The organism is Bacteroidales bacterium, assembly GCA_035342335.1.
In the GTDB taxonomy this organism is placed as follows: domain Bacteria; phylum Bacteroidota; class Bacteroidia; order Bacteroidales; family JAGONC01; genus JAGONC01.
Genome location: DAOQWY010000016.1, coordinates 34,318 through 55,140, shown reverse-complemented (window position 1 = coordinate 55,140; position 20,823 = coordinate 34,318). Strand labels below are relative to the sequence as shown.

Annotated in this window: 20 protein-coding genes; 11 read left to right on the top strand and 9 right to left on the bottom strand. The window is 48.7% G+C overall.

Annotated features, from left to right (window positions below):
• Entirely contained in the window at nt 1-648 is a 648-nt protein-coding gene (locus tag PKI34_09200) for an adenylate/guanylate cyclase domain-containing protein (protein ID HNS17982.1), read from the top strand.
• Nucleotides 649-652: 4 nt separating this feature from the next.
• Here the strand turns inward: PKI34_09200 and PKI34_09195 are convergent, their stop codons facing one another.
• Genes PKI34_09195 through uvrA form a run of 5 tightly spaced genes read right to left on the bottom strand, consistent with a single transcriptional unit; the run spans nt 653 to nt 6,906 of the window.
• Complete coding sequence (locus PKI34_09195; GenBank protein HNS17981.1) at nt 653-1,462, bottom strand: metal ABC transporter permease; 810 nt, start codon at nt 1,460-1,462, stop codon at nt 653-655.
• Nucleotides 1,453-2,211, bottom strand: a complete 759-nt coding sequence (locus PKI34_09190) for an ABC transporter ATP-binding protein (protein HNS17980.1) — start codon at nt 2,209-2,211, stop codon at nt 1,453-1,455. Before PKI34_09190 ends, PKI34_09195 begins: the two co-directional genes overlap by 10 nt.
• A gap of 6 nt (nt 2,212-2,217) precedes the next feature.
• Nucleotides 2,218-3,114 carry a zinc ABC transporter substrate-binding protein gene (locus PKI34_09185; GenBank protein HNS17979.1) on the bottom strand — a complete coding sequence of 299 codons (897 nt, stop codon included), beginning with the start codon at nt 3,112-3,114 and terminating at the stop codon, nt 2,218-2,220.
• Nucleotides 3,111-4,046: a hypothetical protein gene (locus PKI34_09180; GenBank protein ID HNS17978.1), complete on the bottom strand. Its 936-nt coding sequence runs from the start codon at nt 4,044-4,046 to the stop codon at nt 3,111-3,113. The genes PKI34_09185 and PKI34_09180 overlap by 4 nt, the downstream gene beginning before the upstream one ends.
• 16 nt (nt 4,047-4,062) lie before the next feature.
• Nucleotides 4,063-6,906, bottom strand: coding sequence for an excinuclease ABC subunit UvrA (uvrA, locus tag PKI34_09175; protein HNS17977.1), 2,844 nt, complete (start codon nt 6,904-6,906; stop codon nt 4,063-4,065).
• Between the two features lie 187 nt (nt 6,907-7,093).
• On the opposite strand from uvrA, the gene PKI34_09170 reads away from it, so the two are divergent.
• The 9 genes from PKI34_09170 (at nt 7,094) to PKI34_09130 (ending at nt 14,394) form a co-directional block, all read left to right on the top strand.
• Nucleotides 7,094-7,675 (top strand): sigma-70 family RNA polymerase sigma factor, encoded by a 582-nt coding sequence (locus PKI34_09170; GenBank protein ID HNS17976.1) that lies wholly within the window; start codon nt 7,094-7,096, stop codon nt 7,673-7,675.
• Between the two features lie 191 nt (nt 7,676-7,866).
• Entirely contained in the window at nt 7,867-8,442 is a 576-nt protein-coding gene (locus tag PKI34_09165) for an archaeosortase/exosortase family protein (protein ID HNS17975.1), read from the top strand.
• A 27-nt stretch (nt 8,443-8,469) separates the two neighbouring features.
• Nucleotides 8,470-8,985 (top strand): hypothetical protein, encoded by a 516-nt coding sequence (locus PKI34_09160; protein HNS17974.1) that lies wholly within the window; start codon nt 8,470-8,472, stop codon nt 8,983-8,985.
• Nucleotides 8,986-9,132: 147 nt separating this feature from the next.
• A complete protein-coding gene (locus PKI34_09155) occupies nt 9,133-10,353 on the top strand; it encodes a helix-turn-helix domain-containing protein (protein ID HNS17973.1) in 1,221 nt (406 codons plus the stop codon).
• A gap of 111 nt (nt 10,354-10,464) precedes the next feature.
• On the top strand, nt 10,465-10,665 hold the full coding sequence (locus PKI34_09150) for a hypothetical protein (protein ID HNS17972.1): 201 nt from the start codon (nt 10,465-10,467) through the stop codon (nt 10,663-10,665).
• A gap of 10 nt (nt 10,666-10,675) precedes the next feature.
• A complete protein-coding gene (nth, locus tag PKI34_09145) occupies nt 10,676-11,326 on the top strand; it encodes an endonuclease III (GenBank protein HNS17971.1) in 651 nt (216 codons plus the stop codon).
• A gap of 364 nt (nt 11,327-11,690) precedes the next feature.
• On the top strand, nt 11,691-12,149 hold the full coding sequence (bcp, locus tag PKI34_09140; protein ID HNS17970.1) for a thioredoxin-dependent thiol peroxidase: 459 nt from the start codon (nt 11,691-11,693) through the stop codon (nt 12,147-12,149).
• Between the two features lie 233 nt (nt 12,150-12,382).
• The gene (gene recA / locus PKI34_09135) at nt 12,383-13,396 is read left to right on the top strand and encodes a recombinase RecA (GenBank protein ID HNS17969.1); all 1,014 of its coding nucleotides are present in this window, start codon (nt 12,383-12,385) and stop codon (nt 13,394-13,396) included.
• Between the two features lie 29 nt (nt 13,397-13,425).
• Nucleotides 13,426-14,394 carry a tetratricopeptide repeat protein gene (locus tag PKI34_09130; protein HNS17968.1) on the top strand — a complete coding sequence of 323 codons (969 nt, stop codon included), beginning with the start codon at nt 13,426-13,428 and terminating at the stop codon, nt 14,392-14,394.
• Between the two features lie 10 nt (nt 14,395-14,404).
• Here PKI34_09130 and feoB read toward each other — a convergent pair whose 3' ends face one another.
• Together feoB and PKI34_09120 are read right to left on the bottom strand one after the other, a co-directional pair.
• Entirely contained in the window at nt 14,405-15,814 is a 1,410-nt protein-coding gene (gene feoB / locus PKI34_09125) for a ferrous iron transport protein B (GenBank protein ID HNS17967.1), read from the bottom strand.
• A gap of 123 nt (nt 15,815-15,937) precedes the next feature.
• Nucleotides 15,938-16,498 carry a DUF5063 domain-containing protein gene (locus tag PKI34_09120; GenBank protein ID HNS17966.1) on the bottom strand — a complete coding sequence of 187 codons (561 nt, stop codon included), beginning with the start codon at nt 16,496-16,498 and terminating at the stop codon, nt 15,938-15,940.
• Between the two features lie 303 nt (nt 16,499-16,801).
• Here PKI34_09120 and PKI34_09115 point away from each other — a divergent pair, with 303 nt between their 5' ends.
• On the top strand, nt 16,802-17,251 hold the full coding sequence (locus PKI34_09115; protein ID HNS17965.1) for a hypothetical protein: 450 nt from the start codon (nt 16,802-16,804) through the stop codon (nt 17,249-17,251).
• A 67-nt stretch (nt 17,252-17,318) separates the two neighbouring features.
• On the opposite strand, the gene PKI34_09110 is transcribed toward PKI34_09115, so the two are convergent.
• A complete protein-coding gene (locus PKI34_09110) occupies nt 17,319-19,055 on the bottom strand; it encodes a phospho-sugar mutase (GenBank protein HNS17964.1) in 1,737 nt (578 codons plus the stop codon).
• Nucleotides 19,056-19,194: 139 nt separating this feature from the next.
• A complete protein-coding gene (gene rfbD, locus PKI34_09105; GenBank protein ID HNS17963.1) occupies nt 19,195-20,082 on the bottom strand; it encodes a dTDP-4-dehydrorhamnose reductase in 888 nt (295 codons plus the stop codon).
• Nucleotides 20,083-20,823: the final 741 nt, after the last annotated feature.

The following is a 20,823-nucleotide window of genomic DNA, read 5'->3' as shown; positions in this document are numbered from 1 at the left end:
ATGGCTCAATGGATTCATGACAAGGATCCCCGGTCCGCCGGGATTGAACGGGTGCTTCAGGACGTGCCCAAATGCCCTGGAGTTTGCCTTTTCATTGATATTGTCGACTCTACCTGGATCAAATACCGTGAGCCCTTTACCAGGTGGGGGCAAAAACTGAACAACACGTTTAACTTCATCTCGCTTCTCAACGACTTCCCGGATAACATTGTCAAAGGAATCGGCGACGAGATCATGCTTTTTATCCCTGACCAGGAGCTTCACCGCAAGTCAACCTTTCATACGTGCTTTGCGTTACTGGAGGAAATTTATGCAACCCTCGACAACATAAAGAATTTTCCGGTAGAAGATCTCTTTCTCCCCTGTAAGGTGGCCATACATTATTGTACTGAGGTGTACAATGTGACCTTTCTGGAAGGATACAATGATTATTACGGAAAGGACGTGGACCTTTCGGCAAGGCTGATGTCGAAGGCCAAACCGTACCGGATTGTGATCAGCGAGAAATTTTTTCAAAAAGTCCAGGAAGATGTCACCTCAGAAAAGATTTCCCTGGACCAGGGCTGTCTGAAATTCGTTTCCGGTAAGTACCTTGAGGACTTCAAGGGGGTTCCCCGTCCTGTTGAGTACAGGATCATTCAGGTTTGACAGGTTATCTCTTTTTCGTCAACCGTACTGTGAGAAAAATCACCACCAGGCAAAAAATGATCGTCGCCCCGGAGGGGATATTCAGGTAATACGACAGGATCAATCCCCCGATGGTCCCTGAGAGCGCCAGCAGGATGGAATAGAGGATGATCCGGTCAAACCGTCTGGTCAGCAGGTTGGCCGCAGTCTGTGGGATCGTCAGCAATGAAATGACCAGGATGATGCCGACAATGCGGATGCTAAATACGATTGTTAGTGCTATAAGACTGATCATCAGGTACTTAATGAGTTGTACGGGAATCATGCGCGTCCGGGCAAATTCCTCATCGAATGCAACATAAAGAATCGGACGATAAAACACTGAAAAAATGACCCCGGTCAGAAGGGTCACACCCAGCAAAGCGATCAATTCGGCTGTTGATATGGTCAGGATGCTTCCGAACAGGTAACTCATCAGATTGGGCGCATATCCCGGTGTCAGATAGATGAAGGTGATCCCCACAGCCATTCCCAGCGCCCAAAAGATGGCGATCATGGAATCATGCCGGATATCGCCCTTTCGCGAAAAATATTCAATGCCAACGGCCGAGAGCAGACTGAAGACTGCGGCGCCGATCATGGGTTGTATGCCAAGAAAATACCCGATCCCTATCCCGCCGAAGGATGTGTGGGTAATGCCCCCGCTGATGAAGACCATTCTTTTGGAAACGATGTATGTCCCGATCATGCCGCAGAGTATGCTTGTCAGGACTGCAGCTGCCAGTGCATGTACAAAGAACCGGTAGGATAGGAGATCAAGGAATATCAGTTCCATGGGTCATGCTTTTTCAATACGGTGTGCGGCACATTCCCGTGCGTGATCAGCTGTATCGGACAATCATAGGCTGCCAGCTGCTGTTCGGTGATCATGTTCGAGGGGTGATAATGCAGGTTACGGTTCACGCAGGCGATCGTCTTGACATTAGCCGAGATGGTTCCCAGGTCGTGTGAGACCATGATTACAGCCATGCGGTCATTCAGTTCCCGGAGGATCCCGTAAAGATCATGCTCAAACCTGTTGTCGACAAACGTATCGGGCTCGTCAAGGATCAGCAGGCGGGGATTGGAAATGATCGACCGGCACAGGAACAACCGCTGCCTTTCTCCCCCCGACAGTTCACCAATGACCTTTTTCCGCAGATGAACTACACCCATCTGTTCCATCAGGTCCGTGGCCAGTTTTTTGTCATCCCCGGTGATTTTTTTAGCCAGCCGGTTTCCCGCCAGGATGCCTGATAAGACCACCTCCAGGGCAGTGATCGGGAATTTGTCATCATACTGCATGAGCTGGGGCAGATAACCCAGGAAGTTACACCGGTCCTTCCCCCCGGGAAAATACCGTACCGATCCTGACAAAGGGGCAAGCAGTCCGATGATCACCTTCAGCAGCGTCGTTTTTCCGCCGCCGTTCGGTCCGATCACCCCAATGAAATCCCGGTCAAGGATGGTAAGGCTGACATCCGCCAGGACCACCTGATTGCCGTAGCCTGCCGTTATTTTATTCAGCTCGACGAGTTTGTCCATAGATTGTCAGGATTGAAAAATACGGTTCAGTTTACGCGCAATCTCCCGGAGGTTATCCACCCACTGATAAGCCAGCGGATCAAGTACTTCGATCTTTCCGCCAATTTCGCCTGCCACGCCCTGAGCCATCGATCTGTCGAATTGTTGCTGGATAAAGATAGTTCTTATATTCATTTGCCTGGCAAGATCAATGATTTCTTTCATGTGATGGGCCGATGGACTTTTACCCCCTTCCTCCAGGGCTGCCTGGGAAAAACCATAATCCCGTGCAAGATAAGCCAGGATGGGGTGGTAGATGATCACGGTTTTCCCGTTTACCGATGCCAGCGTTTGTGCTAAAAAAGCCTCCAGCGTATCCAGCTCCTGCAGGAACCGGTCGCAGTTTTCCCGGTAAAGGTCCTCGTGTCCGGGATCCAGCCGGATGATCGGCTGAAGCATGCTTTTGATGATCTTCCGCACCTCAGCTACCGATAACCAGAAATGCGGGTCAACCCCGTTGTGACCGTCATCATCCTGGATCAGGGTGATATCTTCCGGCAATCCGATGATGTTCATCCGGGGATTGACCGATTGGAATTTATGAAGGTAACTCTGTTCAAAGTCAATGTATTCCAGGCTGAAATAGAGCGATGATTCCGAAAGTTGCTGCACATCTTTCGGTGAAGGTTCATACGTATGGGAGTCGGCCCCGGGCGGCACCATCACCCGTACGTCGAACCGGTCACCCGCAATCCGCTCCACCCAGTACTTCTGCGGCAAAATGCTGACAGTGATCGTTGATTTTTCAGGCTGTTTCCAGTCTGAACACCCCATCAGGGCCAACAGGATGATCACACTCAAAACCCAAACACCCCACCCTCCATCTCTCCTTTCTCCTCTCTCCTCTCTCCTCTCTCCTCTCATATCCCCGACGTATTAAGGTTCCCCAGGCTGGCTGTGATCGTCCGCATCTGCTTCCGGTCATCATCATTGTAAAGGTTGAGCGTGACCTGCAAATGCAGGTTGTAGATGTTCATCTCCGCTTCCTTCGACCGGATCTTGCCTATCTCAAGCACGTCCGAGTTGATGATCCCATACCTTCGCGAGGGTTCTCTCTCAAAGATCTCATCCTGACGTTTGGACAGAAAGTCCTTGTCATAATATTTATTGAACTCATATATATTGGCTACATCCTGTATGGTCAGGATCTGCAGGTTCTCAAGCCCATCGATGTTCAGGGTGAACCAGCGGAAGACGTTTTCGTCGATCAAACAGCGGTTGAGGTTGTCTTTCTGAAGAATGCGGGCATTGTTGATCACAGCCCTGCCATAATAATTGTCCTCAAAGGAATTGATCTTGTCATAGGTAATGGCATACCGTAAATTGATGGCCCCTATGATCCTTCTTAATTTGGGGTAATAATGGAACGAGTTGTAGATACGCAATATGACCGCAAGATTGCAGGCAAATACGAGTGAATGAAACGGTGTGTCAAAGATGAGAAATCCTCCGTCGCCTGTGCTGATAAAACTTTTTTCAATGTCTTCCTGGTTGTATTTCTGAAAGATATAGGGATGATTTTCCAGGCATAACTGGATGGTGCTTTTGAAGATGGTTTTAAATACGAAGGGGAGAAGGGTCTGTTCAAATTCACCGAAACCGCTGTACTGGAAAATGTCGATTCCCAGCACGGATTTGAATCCTATCCTGTCGTACTTTACATAGGACCGGAGCCGTTCATAGAGGTCATGGGATTCGGGGATGATGTTGGTCTTTTCGAACACCACGCGCCTGTCCAGTTCGGCAAGGATATTCTCTATTTCCTGGTCTTCAAGGATTTTAATTGACTTCAGCATAGCTATGGTTTATTGGTTAATGGATGGATTCAGGAGAAAGTTTTTGCCGCAGATAAAGGGCTGTATGGGTTCCGTTGGCAGTAACCATGTCTTCCGGAGTGCCCGTGAAGACAACGGTCCCGCCTTCATCGCCACCCTCCGGCCCGAGGTCAATGATCCAGTCGGCACATTTGATGACCTCCAGGTTATGTTCGATGACCAGAATGGTATGCCCGCGTTCGATCAATGCGTGAAATGCGTCCAGAAGTTTGTGGATGTCGTGAAAGTGAAGCCCGGTGGTGGGTTCATCAAAAATGAAAAAGGTGGGTACTTCGGTCGCTCCCTTTGCCAGGAAATAGGCCAGTTTTGTTCGTTGCGCCTCGCCTCCGCTCAACGTGCTGGAAGATTGCCCCAGCTTGAGATAACCCAGTCCGACATCTTCAAGTGGTTGCAGTTTGCCCACGATCCTGCTTTCGATCGAATTTTTCTTTTTATGGCTTCCGAAGAGATGGATCGCCTGGGAAACAGTCAGATCCAGAACGTCACTGATGGTATTGTCCCTGTACCTGACATCCAGCACTTCCTCGCGGAACCGTTTGCCATCACAGCTCTCACATTTCAGGTAAATGTCGGCCATGAACTGCATTTCGATCTTTACGGTGCCTTCACCCTCGCATTCTTCACAGCGCCCACCGGGGACATTGAACGAGAAGAAACCGGGTTTGTATCCCCTGATCCTGGCCAGTTGCTGATCAGCAAACAACTGGCGGATATCATCGTAGGCTTTCACGTACGTGGCCGGATTGGAACGCGTGGATCTTCCGATGGGATTCTGGTCCACCAGTTCAATGTTTCCTATGCGCTGAATGTCACCGTCAAGTTTATCGAATTTGCCCGTTTTTTCTGCATATCCGCCGTGGATTTTCTTCAATGCTGCAAAGAGGATTTTTTTGACCAGCGTTGTCTTTCCTGACCCGCTGACGCCGGTAACACAGGTAAATACCTGCAAGGGAAAACGGACCGAAATACCTTTCAGGTTATGTTCCCTGGCACCGGAAACCTCAATGAAATCTTTCCACGTTCTCCTGATCGCAGGCAACGGGATCATTTGCTTGTGGGAAAGGTATTGCCCGGTGAGGCTGCTGTTGTCGTGGAGGAGCTCATCGTAATCACCCTGAAACACGAGCTCACCTCCGTGGCTTCCGGCCATCGGGCCAATATCGATGATCTGGTCCGCTGCGCGGATGATGTCTTCATCATGTTCCACCACGATCACCGTGTTGCCAAGATCGCGCAGTTGCAGCAGAACGCGTATCAAACGATAGGTGTCACGCGGATGCAGGCCGATGCTGGGTTCGTCCAGGATGTACATGGAGCCTACCAGGTTGCTGCCCAGCGAGGTCGCCAGGTTGATACGCTGCGATTCCCCCCCTGACAGACTGGAGGCAAGGCGGTTCAGTGTCAGGTATCCAAGCCCCACATCCTCCAGGTATTGCAACCGGTTGGTGATCTCTGTCAGCAGGCGGTTTGCAGCAACCCTGTGGGTTGAGGCGAGCTTCAGGTTCCTGAAAAAGGAAAGTGCCTGGCTCACCGGCATCAATACGGTATCCGAGATGGATTTTCCTCCAACCTTCACATAGTTGGCATCCATCCTCAACCGGGTTCCCTTGCACTCGGGGCAGACCGTCTTTCCCCGGTAACGGCTCAGCATGACACGGTACTGGATCTTGTAGGTCTGTTCTTCCACATAGTTGAAAAAATCATTCAAACCGCTGAAATATTCATTCCCTGTCCACAAGAGTTCTTTCTGTTCATCGGTCAGCTCGTAGAAGGGTTTGTAGATAGGGAATCCGAACCGGTAGGCATTCATCACGAGAACATCCTTCCACTCACTCATCTTTTCTCCCCTCCAGCAGGCAATGGCATCCTCATAAACCGACAGGCTCTTGTTGGGAATGACCAGGTCCTCATCGATGCCGATGATGCTTCCGAATCCCTCGCACCGTTTGCAGGCTCCATAGGGATTGTTGAAACTGAACAGGTTGGGGCTGGGTTCTTCAAACGTCATTCCGTCCAGCTCAAAACGATTCGTGAAAACAACCACCTTCCTTTCATCTTCACCGATGGACTCCACCACGCAGCATCCATCCCCTTCATAGAATGCCAGCTCTGCCGAGTCAGCAATGCGGGCCAGCAGATCTTCTTTACCATGCTGGCATACCATCCTGTCGATCACCAGGTAGCAAGTGTCAGGCACCGGCCCGGCGTAGGAATCCGAAAGAAAATCTTCAATCCTGATCATTTCCTGCTGGATGGAAATCTTGTTGAATCCCTGCTGCAATAAGACAGACAGCTGTTCTTTGAGCGTCCTCTTCGCTTTGATGATCAGCGGGCATTGGATCAAAAACCTTGTTCCAGGCTCAAGGGTCTGAACATGATCAACGACATCCGTAACCGTATGTCGTTTGACCTGGTTGCCGGAAACCGGGGAGAACGTTGTTCCGATACGGGCATACAACAGCTTGAGGTATTCATAGATTTCCGTGGATGTTCCAACCGTTGAGCGGGGATTCCGGTTATTGACTTTCTGTTCGATGGCTATGGCCGGGGCGATCCCCCTGATGAAATCCACCTCCGGTTTGCTCATCCTGCCCAGAAACTGCCGGGCGTAGGAGCTCAGACTTTCTACATAGCGTCGCTGTCCATCGGCGTAGAGGGTGTCGAAGGCGAGTGATGATTTGCCTGAACCGGAGAGACCCGTTATGACAATAAGCTTATTGCGTGGAAGAGCAACAGAGAGGTTTTTCAGGTTATGAACCCGTGCTCCCTTGATGAGGATAAAATCATGCGGATCAAGGTTTTCCAGTGAATCGAACAACATTTTTTAAAAATAATTTGCAAAATTACAAAATCTATTTGCAATTTTGCCAACAGAGGCCTATATTTGCGGGGCTTTTAGCTTTGAAACCTTTCATCATTCATCACGTAAAACCCGGGAAACCGGGCAATCAAAAATAGGAGGAACATTATCGGATAAAATCTACCCTTAACCAAAAACAAGGGTGCTTATGCAAACTAGCGAAATTAGCGATCAGGAGCTAATCGGCGCGTATTTATCCGGTAATGAGACCAGCCTCGAAATCCTTATCCACCGTCACAAGAAGCGTGTTTACGCCTATATCCTGATGGTAGTCAAGGATCCGGAACTTGCCGATGATATTTTCCAGGATACCTTCATTAAAGTGATCAACACCCTCCGGACGGGAACCTACAAGGAGGAGGGGAAATTTATCCAGTGGGTGATGCGGATTGCCCATAACCTGGTCATCGATCATTTTAGAAAATCCAGGCGGATACCGGTTGTTGACAATTGCCATGATGATTTTGACATCTTTGATACGCTGCGTTATGGTGATGCTTCCGTGGAGGAGAGGATCATCACCGAACAGGTGCATGCCGATCTCCGGAAACTCGTCGACTGCCTACCAAAAGAACAGCGGGAAGTGCTGATCATGCGTCATTATGCCGACATGAGCTTCAAGGACATTGCCGAGCAGACCGACGTCAGTATCAACACAGCACTGGGCAGGATGCGCTATGCACTGATCAACCTGCGGAAAATGATCAGGGAAAAAGATCTCATCAGCTAATTTTTGCACTTCAAAATCAAATCCAACGGTATTTTTATAATTTAGCAGAGAAAAAACAGGCTCTTCGCTTTCAAGGTGATGAATCCAGGTGAGCTAATTTGCTTTTTGCCAGTTGCTAGTTGATTTTTACTATTTGAACCATGCCCGCCGGAAGACCGAAGAATGAAATAAGAACGCAGCCCAGGCAGAAAATGACCAAAAAGGAAGCCCGCCGGCAGATGCTTCGGCAGTTCCTGCCCCTTTTTTACGCCATTTTGTCGTGGGCCGCCGTGATGTTCATCCTCCATCTGCCCTCCATCCAGTATGACATCATCGGTTTTTTCGTTCGGTTTACCATCCAGAGCGCTGTTCTGTTTGGCAAGATCTTTTTCATTCCTATTGAAAGCCCTGAATTCCCTCTGTTGAGGGTCGGTGGTTTTCAAATGGCCGTCATCATGGAATGTACCGCCTACAATTTTTATATTTTTACGATCTTCCTGAGTCTTTTTTCACCAGTCAGCTGGAAACAACGATTGATCACCCTGGCCATCTTTATGCCCTCGATCTTTGTGATCAATAACCTCAGGTTTGTCAGCATGGGATACATCGGAAAGTATTACCCGGCCCAGTTTGATCAGGTACACGATTATATATGGAATATTCTTTTTGGATTCCTGATTTTTCTGATCTGGTTATGGCGATATTACCGTAACCTTCCGGGAGGCAGCCAGGTTGCCCGCAAACCTTCAGATGGCGTTACTGACCCAGCCTCGTCAGGAACATCCTGATCATTCTTCATTAATGATTGCTTGATCATGAGATTATTGAATTCAAACAGAAATAAGATCATTTTTCTGCTGATCATCACACTGCTGATTTTCATCGGTTGGCAGATCGGATATGAGGCAATTCATGCCCGGATCCTCGCCTGGTTCACCAATGGTTTATTGAAAATATCAGGCAGCCATAAAATCATAAAATACGAGATCAGTGACCGTGTACCCATTTTTATGGTTTATGAACTGATCAGGGGCAAAGGGACTCGCTTTCCCCAGGAGATTGGCCCTATACTGCAACCAACGGTCATTTTACTTGCCTGGCAGTTATTTCTTTTTTTTGTTCTATCACTGAAACAGGCATTCCGGTTGGTGCTGATCAATTTCGGGATCTTTTTGGCGCTGCAGGTCTTTTTCCTTGTTCAGCTGACCGGTTATCATGCTTCCTCCGTCCACAAGTTTCTGTATTCACTCATGGTGGATAGTTTTTATATCATCGCACTCATCCTGGTGATTAAGGACACCCTGTTTTACCCGGTGTTCAGGAAGAAATAGAGCGAAGAGCTTCCTGGTAGATTATTATAGTTCAATACATTGCAATTCCATGACGGTATATGGAAATTCATTATCTTTGTGCAGGTATTTTGTTTTTACAAGCCACACAGGCATCCAGGGGATTATTTTTGACCTTTACTGTATAAAATGCTGACCCAGGAGAATTTAATCGTTTCTCTCTATGCCTTGCCTGTCTATCAGTCACTGTTCTATACGTTGCAGCTGATCACCTTCAAGAGAGCTTTCCCATCCCGCAAGTATATCGGTTTGGTGCTTCTGATCATGTCGGTCGTTTTAATCCTGAATGCCGTTCACAATCTGGGCTATGTCCATCTGACGACAGTCCTTTCTGTTTTTTTTACCCCCCTTCTGTTAAGCATACTGCCAGTTTTTTTCCTCTATATTTACTCGCTAACGAATGAGAATCAAGAAGTCACGGGCTGGTCGCGCCATATCCTTTTCATTTTTCCTGTTTTGGGGTTATTGGTGAACATTTCAGCATTCGGACTGCTTCCGGTGAATGAAAGGATTCTGATCATCACAGGGAAAGTTCCTATGGCAGGCGAAGCAATCACGGATACCTTTTGGATGGCCAGGGCGATCTGTCGTTGGGCAGGACCGGTGCTCATCGTTCTGCAGGGAATTGTGGCGTTTATGAACGCGAGGTCACTCATTAGGTCTGAAAAACTGGCCCGGCAAAAGGATCCTGGCCGCTCTGCCTACCTTCAACCCGCCTGGATCAGGATGGAGACCATCAGCATTGTTCTGTTCATACTGGCGATTGCAATACCCTTGCTTTTGACTAAAGTCGATCCTATGGCAAAAGCGATTTTTTCAAACATCCTGTTGCTTACGGGTGGCGGACTGACCGGTTACTATGCATTGCGACAGGATACCCTTCTGGTTCAGGTCACTGCCCTTGAGAAGGCCATTTCCATCCCGGGGGGTGGACGGACTGCTGCGTCCGGCGGAGTTGATGCGGATCAATACGCTCAGCATTCCCGCTCCAAACCGGTGATTGCCCCCGGAGAATCCGAAAGGATCATTCATCAGATCGGTGAGTTGATGTCGAAGGATAAACCGTATTTGAATGCGAACTATTCAATGAGCGACCTGTGCCATCAGTTGCATATCCCGCGGCGCCAGCTTACCTACGTACTCAATGAGGTCATGGGGAAGAATTTTTACGGTGTTGTGAACGAGTACAGGATGAAGGAAGCCATCAGGATCATGGAAGAAAGCGTAAAGAAATACACCATGGAAGCCATCGCTGAAATGGCCGGATTCCAATCCAAATCATCCTTCTATGCTTGTTTTAAAAAATATACGGGTACTTCGCCCAAGGAGTACCTGGAGACTAAATCATAATTTGCGTTCGTTAAGTTTCTTCCGGAAAAATTTTTCATCCTTCCATAATAATTGACTTCTGATCTCCGTTTGACTTGTAAATTAACTCATTTTTAATCAACTAGAATGCGTATGATGAAATCCTTTACGTTTGAAGATTTTTTTAACCACACGTTCGATGAGCTTAAAGCTGACGGTCTGTTTGATGCAGAATTGGAATGTAAAATGTCCCAGCCAAAGCCCTCTGTGATCAGCCTGATCATGAACTACTCGCGGGCGCTTTCGGTTCAAAACACGAAAACCATTGGTAGCATCCGCTTTATGCTGAACTGACCTCATCCCTATGACGAGGAAGGAACGATTTGAGGGGGTGATCGGGTATTTCACCGTGCATCAGCCCGTTGCAGAGACCGAGCTCATCTACACAAGTCCCTATGAACTGATGGTGGCTGTCATCCTGTCGGGCCAGTGTACTGATAAGAGGGTGAACCTGATCACACCCTTATTCTTCAGGCGGTTCCCTTCCATCGAATCCCTTGCAGAGGGGGAGGTGAGCGATGTTTTTGAGCTGATCCGGAGCTGTTCATATCCTAACAATAAATCCCGCCACCTGGTTGGCATGGCAAGGAAACTGCGTGACGAGTATGCCTGCCAGGTGCCTTCCGAACCGGAGGAGCTTCAGAAGCTACCAGGCATAGGACGCAAGAGTGCCAACGTCATTGCTTCCGTTGTTTTCCATAAACCGGCCCTGGCCGTCGACACTCATGTTTTCCGTGTGTCTGCCCGTCTGGGACTCACGTATCATGCAAAAAACCCTCTTGAAGCGGAAAAACAACTCGTGCAGCATATTCCGGAAGCGCTGATCCCGATCGCCCACCACTGGCTGATCCTGCATGGCAGATACATCTGCCAGGCGCGGAGGCCCCGGTGCGAAGCGTGCGGTTTGACGCAGTGGTGCCGATATTACAACAGATTCTTGCTTACGCCGGGATGACGCATGGTTTACAAAGGGAAAAAGATCCCGGCTTACGCCGGGATGACGCATGGTTTACAAAGGGAAAAAGATCCCGGCTTACGCCGGGATGACGCATGGTTTACAAAGGGAAAAAGATCCCGGCTTACGCCGGGATGACGCATGCCAAGGGGAGAGAATGAGTGGGCGATAAAATTGGTAAGCCAATTTTATCGCCCACTCCCTTAACTCCACAGCGATCGTCATCCCTGCGAAAGCAGGGATCTCAAAGAAAGAGACACGCTTTAAAATGAAATTTTAATCAAAGATCAAAGAGCAAAAATCAAAAATATTTATGATCTTTGATCTTTACTATTTGCTTTTTGATCTTATAAAGAATCATATGATGACAACACTGAAAACCGGTGACAAGGCTCCAGCCTTCACCGCCACAGACCAGAACGGCAACAGGGTGGCACTTGAGGATTTCAAGGGAAAGAAGGTCGTTCTTTATTTCTACCCCAAGGACGACACACCCGGTTGTACGGCGGAAGCCTGCAACCTGCGCGACAATCATCAGCAACTGCTCGGCCAGGGGTACCAGGTCATCGGGGTGAGCGCCGATCCTCTCAAGTCGCACCAGAAATTCAGTGCCAAATTCAACCTCCCTTTCCCCCTCATCCCTGACACTGAACGAACCATCATCAACGCCTACGGTGTCTGGGGCCCGAAAAAATTCATGGGCAGATCCTACGATGGCATTCACCGGGTGACCTTTGTGATCGATAAGGATGGCACCATCGAACAAATCATCACAAAGGTCGATACGCAAAACCATACCGAGCAGATCCTGTCCCGGGGATAAGTTCAAAGAGCAAAGAGCAAAAAGCAAGATCAAAAGTAAGCGTCCATCGACCTTTACCTGCAATCTGCAACCTGTAACCTGTGACAAAAACAACATTTGATTTTTGCTCTTTGCTCTGTGAAATTTGATTTTGCGTACTTTTATGCAGATTTTTTTTTAAACCGGGTAACATTTTACCCCATTTCCGGATTAACTGGAAAGGACCGTTTTGAACATTTAAACTACCTGGATCTATGGCATCAGATGAAAACGTGAACAACAGGGAAAAGCTGAAGGCTCTGCAGCTGGTTATTGATAAGATGGAAAAGGAATATGGCAAAGGTACCATCATGAAGCTGGGTGACAATGTAGTCGTTCAGGTGGGCATAATTTCCACCGGCTCCATTGCCCTGGATAATGCACTGGGGATCGGAGGGTTGCCCCGGGGGAGGGTCATCGAGATCTACGGACCCGAATCCTCCGGCAAGACGACCCTGGCACTCCACGCCATCGCCGAGGCTCAAAAAGCCGGTGGCATTGCTGCCTTCATCGATGCCGAACATGCCTTCGACCGTTTTTATGCCCAAAAACTGGGTGTGGATATTGAAAACCTGTTGATCTCCCAGCCGGATAACGGTGAACAGGCCCTGGAGATCACCGAGAACCTGATACGGAGCGGCGCCATCGATATCATTGTCATCGATTCTGTGGCTGCCCTTACCCCAAAAAGTGAGATCGAAGGCGAAATGGGCGACTCAAAACTGGGCCTGCAGGCCCGTCTGATGTCACAAGCCCTTCGGAAACTAACGGCCACCATCAGCAAGACCCATACAAGCTGCGTTTTTATCAATCAGTTACGCGAAAAGATCGGGGTGATGTTCGGTAACCCGGAAACGACAACAGGAGGGAATGCCCTGAAATTTTATGCCTCTGTCCGTCTCGACATCCGAAAGACCACCCAGATCAAGGATGGGGAGAACATCACCGGTAACCGGGCCAGGGTGAAGGTCGTCAAGAATAAACTGGCCCCTCCTTTCCGTATCGCTGAGTTCGATATCATCTACGGAGAAGGGATCTCAAAAATGGGCGAGATCATCGACCTTGGTACCGACCACAATATCATCAAGAAAAGCGGTACCTGGTTCAGCTACGGGGAAACCAGGCTCGGCCAGGGAAGAGACACCGTGAAGAAACTGCTGATGGACAATCCCGAACTGGCACAGGAACTTGAAAAAAAGGTCAGGGAGGCCCTCACAGCCACTGCCTGACAGGAACTCACCAATGGCCCTGCCCTAAGATGAAAGATCTTTTCCTGGCGCTCCTTTTACCGCTTGTCGTGCTGTCAGCCTGTCATAACCGGACTCCACCCGATGACATCCCTCACCAGGCAACGGCATCCGTTTCCCTGACTGCCGGGTCCCTCAACGACAGCGCCCGTTTATTGCTGGCGGAGGATCGGATCAACGAAGCCCTGAGCACCATCAGCCAGGCTCTGACACTTGACCCGGACAATCCCGGGCTTTTTGTTACACTATCGGATATCTATCTGGGAATGAACAATCCAGTCAAGGCAAAAGATGCACTGAACAAGGCAACCGATCTGGATCCTCTTCATCCGGTAGCTTGCTTCAAAATGGGTTATCTGCACCTGGTGCTTCAGGACCACGGCCTGGCCAGGGAATATTTTAAAAAGGCAGCGGCACTCCGGCCAGTGTATCCCGAGGCCTGTTTTCACCTGGGCCTCTCGTACCTTGAAACCGGTGACACAAGCCTTGCCATTGAGTCCTTTCAGAAGGCCGTCCAGCAGGATCAGTATTACAGGGATGCTTATGTCATGCTTGGCTCCCTCCTTGCGCCGAAAAGTACCGAGATTGCCGCCGGCTACTACCAGAACGCGATCAGGATCGATTCAACAAACACCCAGGTGCTTTACAACCTGGGGATGCTTATGCAGGAATCTGGAAACGATCAACGGGCGGAGGAAATGTACCACCGGATCCTGGCCCTGGATTCAAGTTACTTCCTGGCTTCCTATAATCTTGGATACATCTGTCTTGTCAGACGGGAGGACTACCGCATGGCCATTCATTTTTTTGACCTTACGCTACGGATGAATCCCTCCTACGTGGATGCATTATACAACAGGGGGCTGTGTCATGAAATCCTGAATGAGAAGGTCAAAGCCAGGCTGGATTACCAGGAGGCACTGCGCCTGTCACCAAATTATCCCCGCGCAGTGGAGGGATTGAACCGCCTGGACGAATGACGATCGGGATTTATAGAATGATTGAGCCGATCTGATGGATCAGGAATGCCATCAGCCAGGCAAGTGAAGTGGAATACACCACGGTAAATGCACCCCATTTCCACGAACCGGCTACCTTTGAGATCGTAGCAATGGTTCCGATGCAGGGAAAATAGATCAGGATGAAGACCATGAATCCAAAAGCCACCAGGGGAGTGAATACCGGCTGCCCGGTCCTGGATCCCGTCGGGTAAACCTGGTTTTGCAATTTTTCAACCAGGGAAGAAGATGAACGATCGCTCTGATCCTGACCGGCCTGGTATAATACCCCCATGGTGCTCACGACAATTTCCTTGGCAGGGATTCCCGATAGCAGGCTGATCCCCATCTTCCAGTCGAATCCCAGGGGGCGCAGCGCCGGTTCGATCCACTTACCGATCTGTCCAATATAGGATTTTTCGTGTTGTTCAGCATTCTGCTGAAGCGAAAGTTGCCTTGTCTGCTCCTCACGGCTTCTCCGCAGTTCTTTCAGCCGGTCCCGATCGTTCGGATCAGTCAGCCGGATTTCTGATTCATATTTTTTATTCAATTCGGCCAGCTGAGTCCCATAATCCGCTGAATGGTCCCTGTTTCTTGGAAAGTAACCCAGTGCCCAAATCACCATGGTGGCGATCAGGATCACACCGCTGATCTTTTTCAGGTACGCCACGCCGTTGTCCCACATACTTTGCAGTGTTCGCTTCAGTCCAGGTACACGGAAGGGGGGGAGATCCTTTTGATATGGCAGGTGCTCCGACGTGAAAAGGGTTCGCTTCAGGATTAGTGCCGTGATGATGGCAAGTACGATTCCGATTAGATAGATCAGGAACAGCATGGTCCCGGCGCGAGAAGGGAAAAAGGCACTGATGAGCAACACGTAAACAGGTAAGCGTGCACTGCAGGAAAAAAACGGATTGATCAGCACGGTGATCAGGCGGCTATCCCGGTTCTCAACGGAACGTGCGGCAAGGATCGCCGGTACGTTGCACCCGAAGCCCATGATCATGGGAATGAAGGAACGGCCGTGCAGCCCTAACTGGTGCATGATCGGATCCATGATGTACACCGACCGGGCCATGTAACCTGTTTCTTCCATCAGGGATATGAAGAAGAACAGGAGAAGGATGTTGGGAAGAAATACGATGACACCGCCTATGCCGCTGATGATCCCATTGATCAGCAAATCTTTCAGCATGCTCTCCGCCATCAGGGTGTTTAAAAAAGCAGAAAGCGCCGTGACACCCGACTCGATCCAGTGCATTGGAAAGGCACCGATGCGGAAGGTGCCCACAAACATGATCCAGAGGGTGACAAAAAAGACAGGAAATCCCCAGATCCTGTGTGTAAATATCCAGTCCAGCTTTTCGGTCAGTCCCCTTTTGCCCTGAGTGCTTTTCGACAATGACATCGTTCGGTGCGGTCCGGTGATTTTGGTTTAGAGGATTAAAATTTATTTGGATTAAATAAATTAAATGCAAAAATAACTATTTCTTTGAAAACAAAATCATCCAACACATTTTTCCTGTCAAATTCCGGAAAGCAACTCCTTCAGTTCTTCACTGCCTTCATCCGGTTCTCCATGGAGTAGGGAATGCACGTGGCGCTGTATCTGCGCGATACGGATGCCCCAGTGCGAGGAAAAAAGCAGCCTGATCTCACTGGCTGCAATTTCTTGTGAATTGCGCAGGTTTTTCTGGTAAAGAAGCACAAAGTCCTTCATGTCCTGATAGATGTCAGCCAGGTGTTCAGCCAGGCTTGCTTTGACAAGGGCAACCTGTCCATCGCTTTCCGGGGTCGCATACCAGAAAAGGTCATCCGCTCCCAGGGTTTCATGCAACATCAGAAAAAGGGTCTGCCAATGTTCTTGCGTCACGAAGCGTTCACCTGCTCCTGGTTCCCCGGTTTCTGCCGGCGGTAAAAGAGTTCCCTTGAGATAAAGCAACGGACTGATTTTGCTGGTAAAGTCGAGCAATTTCTCTTTTCCATATCCCTGTGCCTTTTCCAGAAACAGGCAATATTCATTGGCAACGGTCAGGAATTCGATGACCTGGCGGGATCTGTAGGCTTCTTCCGGGTGGTTGTTCATGGTAGTGGATTGAGACGGCAGCTTGTCTCCGCGAGTGAAACGAAACGGGGATCAGCAGTCAGCAATTTAATGTACCCCACCCCTGCACCCTCCCCTGCCAGCAGGGGAGGGGACGGGGGTGGGGTAAATGGGTAAATTCCCCGGGGCTTGCCCCGGAATTAAGGTCCAGGGCTTGCCCTGGGGTTCATACCAGTGATCACTTTAACAATTGAACAAATTTACCCTTTTTCCCTCTAACACCGATTTTTTGGTAATTATTTGTAAACCCAAGGCTAATTTTATATTTTAGCACAAATTTGCGCAATGGACCGTGAAGATTTTAAAAAGAGGCTGATCGCGAGGTGCAGGCAGCTGCAGCAGGCGAGTATTGATAATACACGGTCTGAAATGGAAGATGCCCAGGACAGTGCCTATGAACATCAGCCCCGTGATCAGTATGATTCCTACCGGGATCAGATGATGGGAAAGCGCGATATGTTTGCCAAACAGCTCCGGCAGTCACTCGACCAGCTGAAGATGCTCGATAAGGTCGATCCTTCCAAAAAGCTTGATAGTGTGGATGTTGGTGCTGTGATCATCACCGGGGACCAAAAAATATTTGTTTCTGTTGGCATCGGGAAGTTCGAGTACGAGAATGAAACCTGGCTGGCGATCTCTCCCTTTGTGCCCTTCTTCCACGCCCTGCACGGTCATAAAAAGGGTGATACCGTGCTGTTCCGGGATAAGAAGATCGAGATTCTGGACGTGTTTTAATGAGAGGAGAGAGGAGAGAGGAGAGAGGAGATATATATTTCTCATTTCTCATTTCTCCTTTCTCCTTTCAAGATAGGCCCAAAGAACGCGATATCGCTTCTATTCGCATTTCAAGTTTCCTGTCGGTTTCCTCAAATTCTTCCGCCTTCCCAAGTGGCGCTTTGATCCCGAAGTAAAACTTGATCTTGGGTTCGGTGCCTGATGGACGTACGGTGATCTTGCTGCCATCCTCCAGGAAGAATTGAAGCACATTTGATTGCGGTAGCAGAATCTTCTTCAGGATTCCTGTCAGACAGTCTTTTTCAGTCTGTTTCAGATAATCCATGATCCGGATCACCCGTGAGCCATCCAGTTCTGCCGGAGGATGATTCCGGAACCGGTCCATCATCTTTTGGATCTCCTCAGCGCCGGCTTTTCCTTTTTTGGTGACCGAGATCTGTTTTTCCTTCGATAATCCAAAGCGGACATAGATGTCGATGAGCAGTTCGAAGAGGGTTTTCCCCTGGCTGGAAGCCCAGGCAGCCGTCTCGGCGATCATGCAGCAAGAGGTCACGGCATCCTTGTCCCTGACAAAATCACCGATCATGTAGCCATAGCTTTCTTCACCGCCGCCGATGTAAACGCGTTCCCCTTCCAGGTTGCGGATCAGCTCGGCGATGTATTTGAAGCCGGTCAGCACATCAAAGGTCTCCACACCGAAATGGGTGGCAATGTCCTTGAGCAACTCGGTGGTGACGATCGTTTTGGCAATGTATTCGCGGCCGGTAAGCTTCTTTTTTTCCGACCATTTGCCGAGTATGTAATACAGGATCAGGCAGGCGGTTTGATTGCCGTTGAGCAGGATAAATTCACCTTCCCTGTTTCTGACGGCAACGCCCACCCGGTCGCCATCCGGGTCGGTACCCATCACCAGTGAGGCTCCTGTTTCCACGGCTTTCTGAATGGCCATCGCCAGTGCAGCTCCTTCCTCCGGATTGGGTGAATGAACCGTGGGGAAATCCCCGCTGATCACATTCTGCTCCTCCACCCCGATGATCTGCGTAAATCCAAAGGCTTTCAGAGCCATTGGAATAAGGTGTACACCTGTTCCGTGGAGAGGAGTGTAAACGATCTTCAGATCGTGATGATCCCTGATGATCTCCGGTGACAGCGACTGCTGGCAGCTCTTCTCCAGGAACGCCCTGTCAACCTCTGCACCGATCGTGTTGATCAGGGCGGGATTTCCTTCAAATTTCACCTCATCAACCGAATTGATCCGGAGCACTTCCTGGATGACGTTCCTGTCGTGAGGCGTGAGCAACTGGCCGCCATCGGTCCAGTATACTTTGTAACCGTTGTATTCCTTCGGGTTGTGCGAGGCGGTGATCACGATTCCTGTCTGGCATTTGAGATGCCTCACTGCAAAAGAGAGTTCCGGGGTTGGGCGGAGGCGGTCAAACAGAAAGACCCTGATCCCGTTGGCTGAGAGTACATTCGCCGTGATCTGCGCAAAAAGCGTGTTATTGTTCCTGGAGTCATAGGCAATGGCTGCACTGATCTCCGCCCGGTCACCGTGCACCTTTTTAAGGTAATTGGCCAGGCCCTGGGTTGCCATGCCAACGGTGTACCTGTTCATCCGGTTGGTTCCCACGCCCATGATCCCGCGCAGGCCACCGGTGCCAAACTCAAGATCACGGTAAAATGCATCGGTAAGGCCCACCGGATCCTTCTCCATGAGATCCCTTACCTGTTGCTTGGTCATTTCATCAAAGTTTCCTGTCAGCCATGCATTGGCCCTGTCGAGGATTTGCTGATCGATATTCATGATTAGTGGTTTTAAGCTGCAAGTCAAAAATGATAATTAATCAATATGACAATGTATAACTATAAATGACTATAAATAACTATAAATGACTATAAATGACTATAAATGACTATGAATTACTATGAATGACTATAAATGACTATGAATGACTATGAATGACTACTCCACTGCCTTCCCCCTCCCGGATACACTCCTTCAAACTCGTTTTCCAGTGTGGGATCTCAATTTCGAAGTCCCGCTTGATTTTTCCCTTATCCAGCACACTGTAAAAGGGGCGAAGGGCTGCAGTCGGGAATTCTGAGGTCGTGACCGGGATGATCCGGCAGGAGAGTCCGGCTGTTTCCATGATTTCCGCTGCAAAATCGTACCAGGAACAAACTCCCTCATCGGAATAATGATAGATCCTCTTTGCGTTCCATCTGAAGAGGGGAATGATTTTCAGGATGGCGCGGGCCAGGTCGGCCGTCCAGGTAGGTGTTCCAACCTGGTCGCAAACCACCCTGAGCTCTTTTTTTTCCCGGCCGAGTCTGACCATGGTCTTCAGGAAGTTGTTCCCAAACTGGGAGTAGAGCCAGGAAGTACGGATGATCAATGCTTTATTCGCATGCATCAACACCTGGCGTTCCCCCTCGAGCTTGGTTTGTCCGTACCACGAAAGGGGATTTTCCCTGTCCGTCTCCAGGTAGGGCCTGTGGTGATGACCGTCAAAAACGTAGTCGGTCGACAGGTGAACGAGCAGGGAGTCCTGTTCACTGGCTGACATGGCCAGGTTCCTGACTGCTGAAACATTCACCCGGCTGGCGGCTTCGCGTTCCGTTTCTGCCTTATCCACCGCGGTGTAACCGGCGCAGTTGATGATGCAATCATACCTTCCGGCCGAAGTAAAGTCGTCTACGGCTTTTGGGCAAGTGATATCCAACTCGCCGACATCGGTGAAGGTGAACCGAACATCGGACCGGGCAGGGGCGATTTTCCGGAATTCGCTCCCGAGCTGTCCGTTGGCACCGGTGATGAGGATGTTGTACATTTTATTTTACAAAGATAGATCTTTGACTGGAAAAGATTTGTATTTTTACTGGCGCTAAGCTGGAAAGGATACCTTATTAATTTGAAGATTTACACGCGAAAGGATTAAAGAAGCATCCGTAATGGTTCCTGTAAAAGTTATCAACACGGGAAAAAAGGGAATAGCCGGAAAAGCAGGTATTAACAATTTCGCAAAAACGATTTAATTAATTGACATATAGTATTTTAAGATTAATGAAACCTTGAAAGCCTGATTTACGTTAAAAAAATAGATTCGTTTTCATTGGAAAGAGAGGGTTGCGATGAGGTTATTAACAATAATTATATGAAAAAAGAATAGATTAATTTGCATATTCATTTGATTAATGCTTACTTTGCATACATAACACTTAACAAGTTATCATTGGACCAGGTTTATTATAACAGAAAATATTCGGAAGCTAAACAGGTGAACAGAAAGAAATAAGCCTTTTGTGAAACTTTTTTTTGAAAAAAAGGTTTAAAAAGAGAATGAATTAATTTGCGAATTAGTTAATTTTGTTTTTATTTTGCCGTATGATTCCAAAACCAAACATTGATATCCGATTGGAGATTGCCAGATTCATCAGGCAGAGTTTCATCAATTACAAATAGAAAATGAGAATTTTCATACATTATATATATATAATCACTTAAATTTATCACTCATCAAAAACAAAAGGTAAACAATTTCGAAACTAAAAATTTAATGATCAGGGAAAAA

Bases quoted from the DNA above. Each gene is read 5' to 3' on its own strand.
- uvrA (HNS17977.1), bottom strand. From the start codon at position 6,906: ATGTTGTTCGATTCACTGGAAAACCTTGATCCGCATGATTTTATCCTC.
- PKI34_09130 (HNS17968.1), top strand. From the start codon at position 13,426: ATGAAAGATCTTTTCCTGGCGCTCCTTTTACCGCTTGTCGTGCTGTCA.
- rfbD (HNS17963.1), bottom strand. From the start codon at position 20,082: ATGTACAACATCCTCATCACCGGTGCCAACGGACAGCTCGGGAGCGAA.
- PKI34_09115 (HNS17965.1), top strand. From the start codon at position 16,802: ATGGACCGTGAAGATTTTAAAAAGAGGCTGATCGCGAGGTGCAGGCAG.
- PKI34_09160 (HNS17974.1), top strand. From the start codon at position 8,470: ATGAGATTATTGAATTCAAACAGAAATAAGATCATTTTTCTGCTGATC.
- PKI34_09155 (HNS17973.1), top strand. From the start codon at position 9,133: ATGCTGACCCAGGAGAATTTAATCGTTTCTCTCTATGCCTTGCCTGTC.
- PKI34_09120 (HNS17966.1), bottom strand. From the start codon at position 16,498: ATGAACAACCACCCGGAAGAAGCCTACAGATCCCGCCAGGTCATCGAA.
- nth (HNS17971.1), top strand. From the start codon at position 10,676: ATGACGAGGAAGGAACGATTTGAGGGGGTGATCGGGTATTTCACCGTG.
- bcp (HNS17970.1), top strand. From the start codon at position 11,691: ATGACAACACTGAAAACCGGTGACAAGGCTCCAGCCTTCACCGCCACA.
- PKI34_09195 (HNS17981.1), bottom strand. From the start codon at position 1,462: ATGGAACTGATATTCCTTGATCTCCTATCCTACCGGTTCTTTGTACAT.
- PKI34_09180 (HNS17978.1), bottom strand. From the start codon at position 4,046: ATGCTGAAGTCAATTAAAATCCTTGAAGACCAGGAAATAGAGAATATC.
- PKI34_09165 (HNS17975.1), top strand. From the start codon at position 7,867: ATGACCAAAAAGGAAGCCCGCCGGCAGATGCTTCGGCAGTTCCTGCCC.
- recA (HNS17969.1), top strand. From the start codon at position 12,383: ATGGCATCAGATGAAAACGTGAACAACAGGGAAAAGCTGAAGGCTCTG.
- PKI34_09170 (HNS17976.1), top strand. From the start codon at position 7,094: ATGCAAACTAGCGAAATTAGCGATCAGGAGCTAATCGGCGCGTATTTA.
- PKI34_09110 (HNS17964.1), bottom strand. From the start codon at position 19,055: ATGAATATCGATCAGCAAATCCTCGACAGGGCCAATGCATGGCTGACA.
- PKI34_09200 (HNS17982.1), top strand. From the start codon at position 1: ATGGCTCAATGGATTCATGACAAGGATCCCCGGTCCGCCGGGATTGAA.
- PKI34_09185 (HNS17979.1), bottom strand. From the start codon at position 3,114: ATGAGAGGAGAGAGGAGAGAGGAGAGAGGAGAAAGGAGAGATGGAGGG.
- PKI34_09190 (HNS17980.1), bottom strand. From the start codon at position 2,211: ATGGACAAACTCGTCGAGCTGAATAAAATAACGGCAGGCTACGGCAAT.
- PKI34_09150 (HNS17972.1), top strand. From the start codon at position 10,465: ATGATGAAATCCTTTACGTTTGAAGATTTTTTTAACCACACGTTCGAT.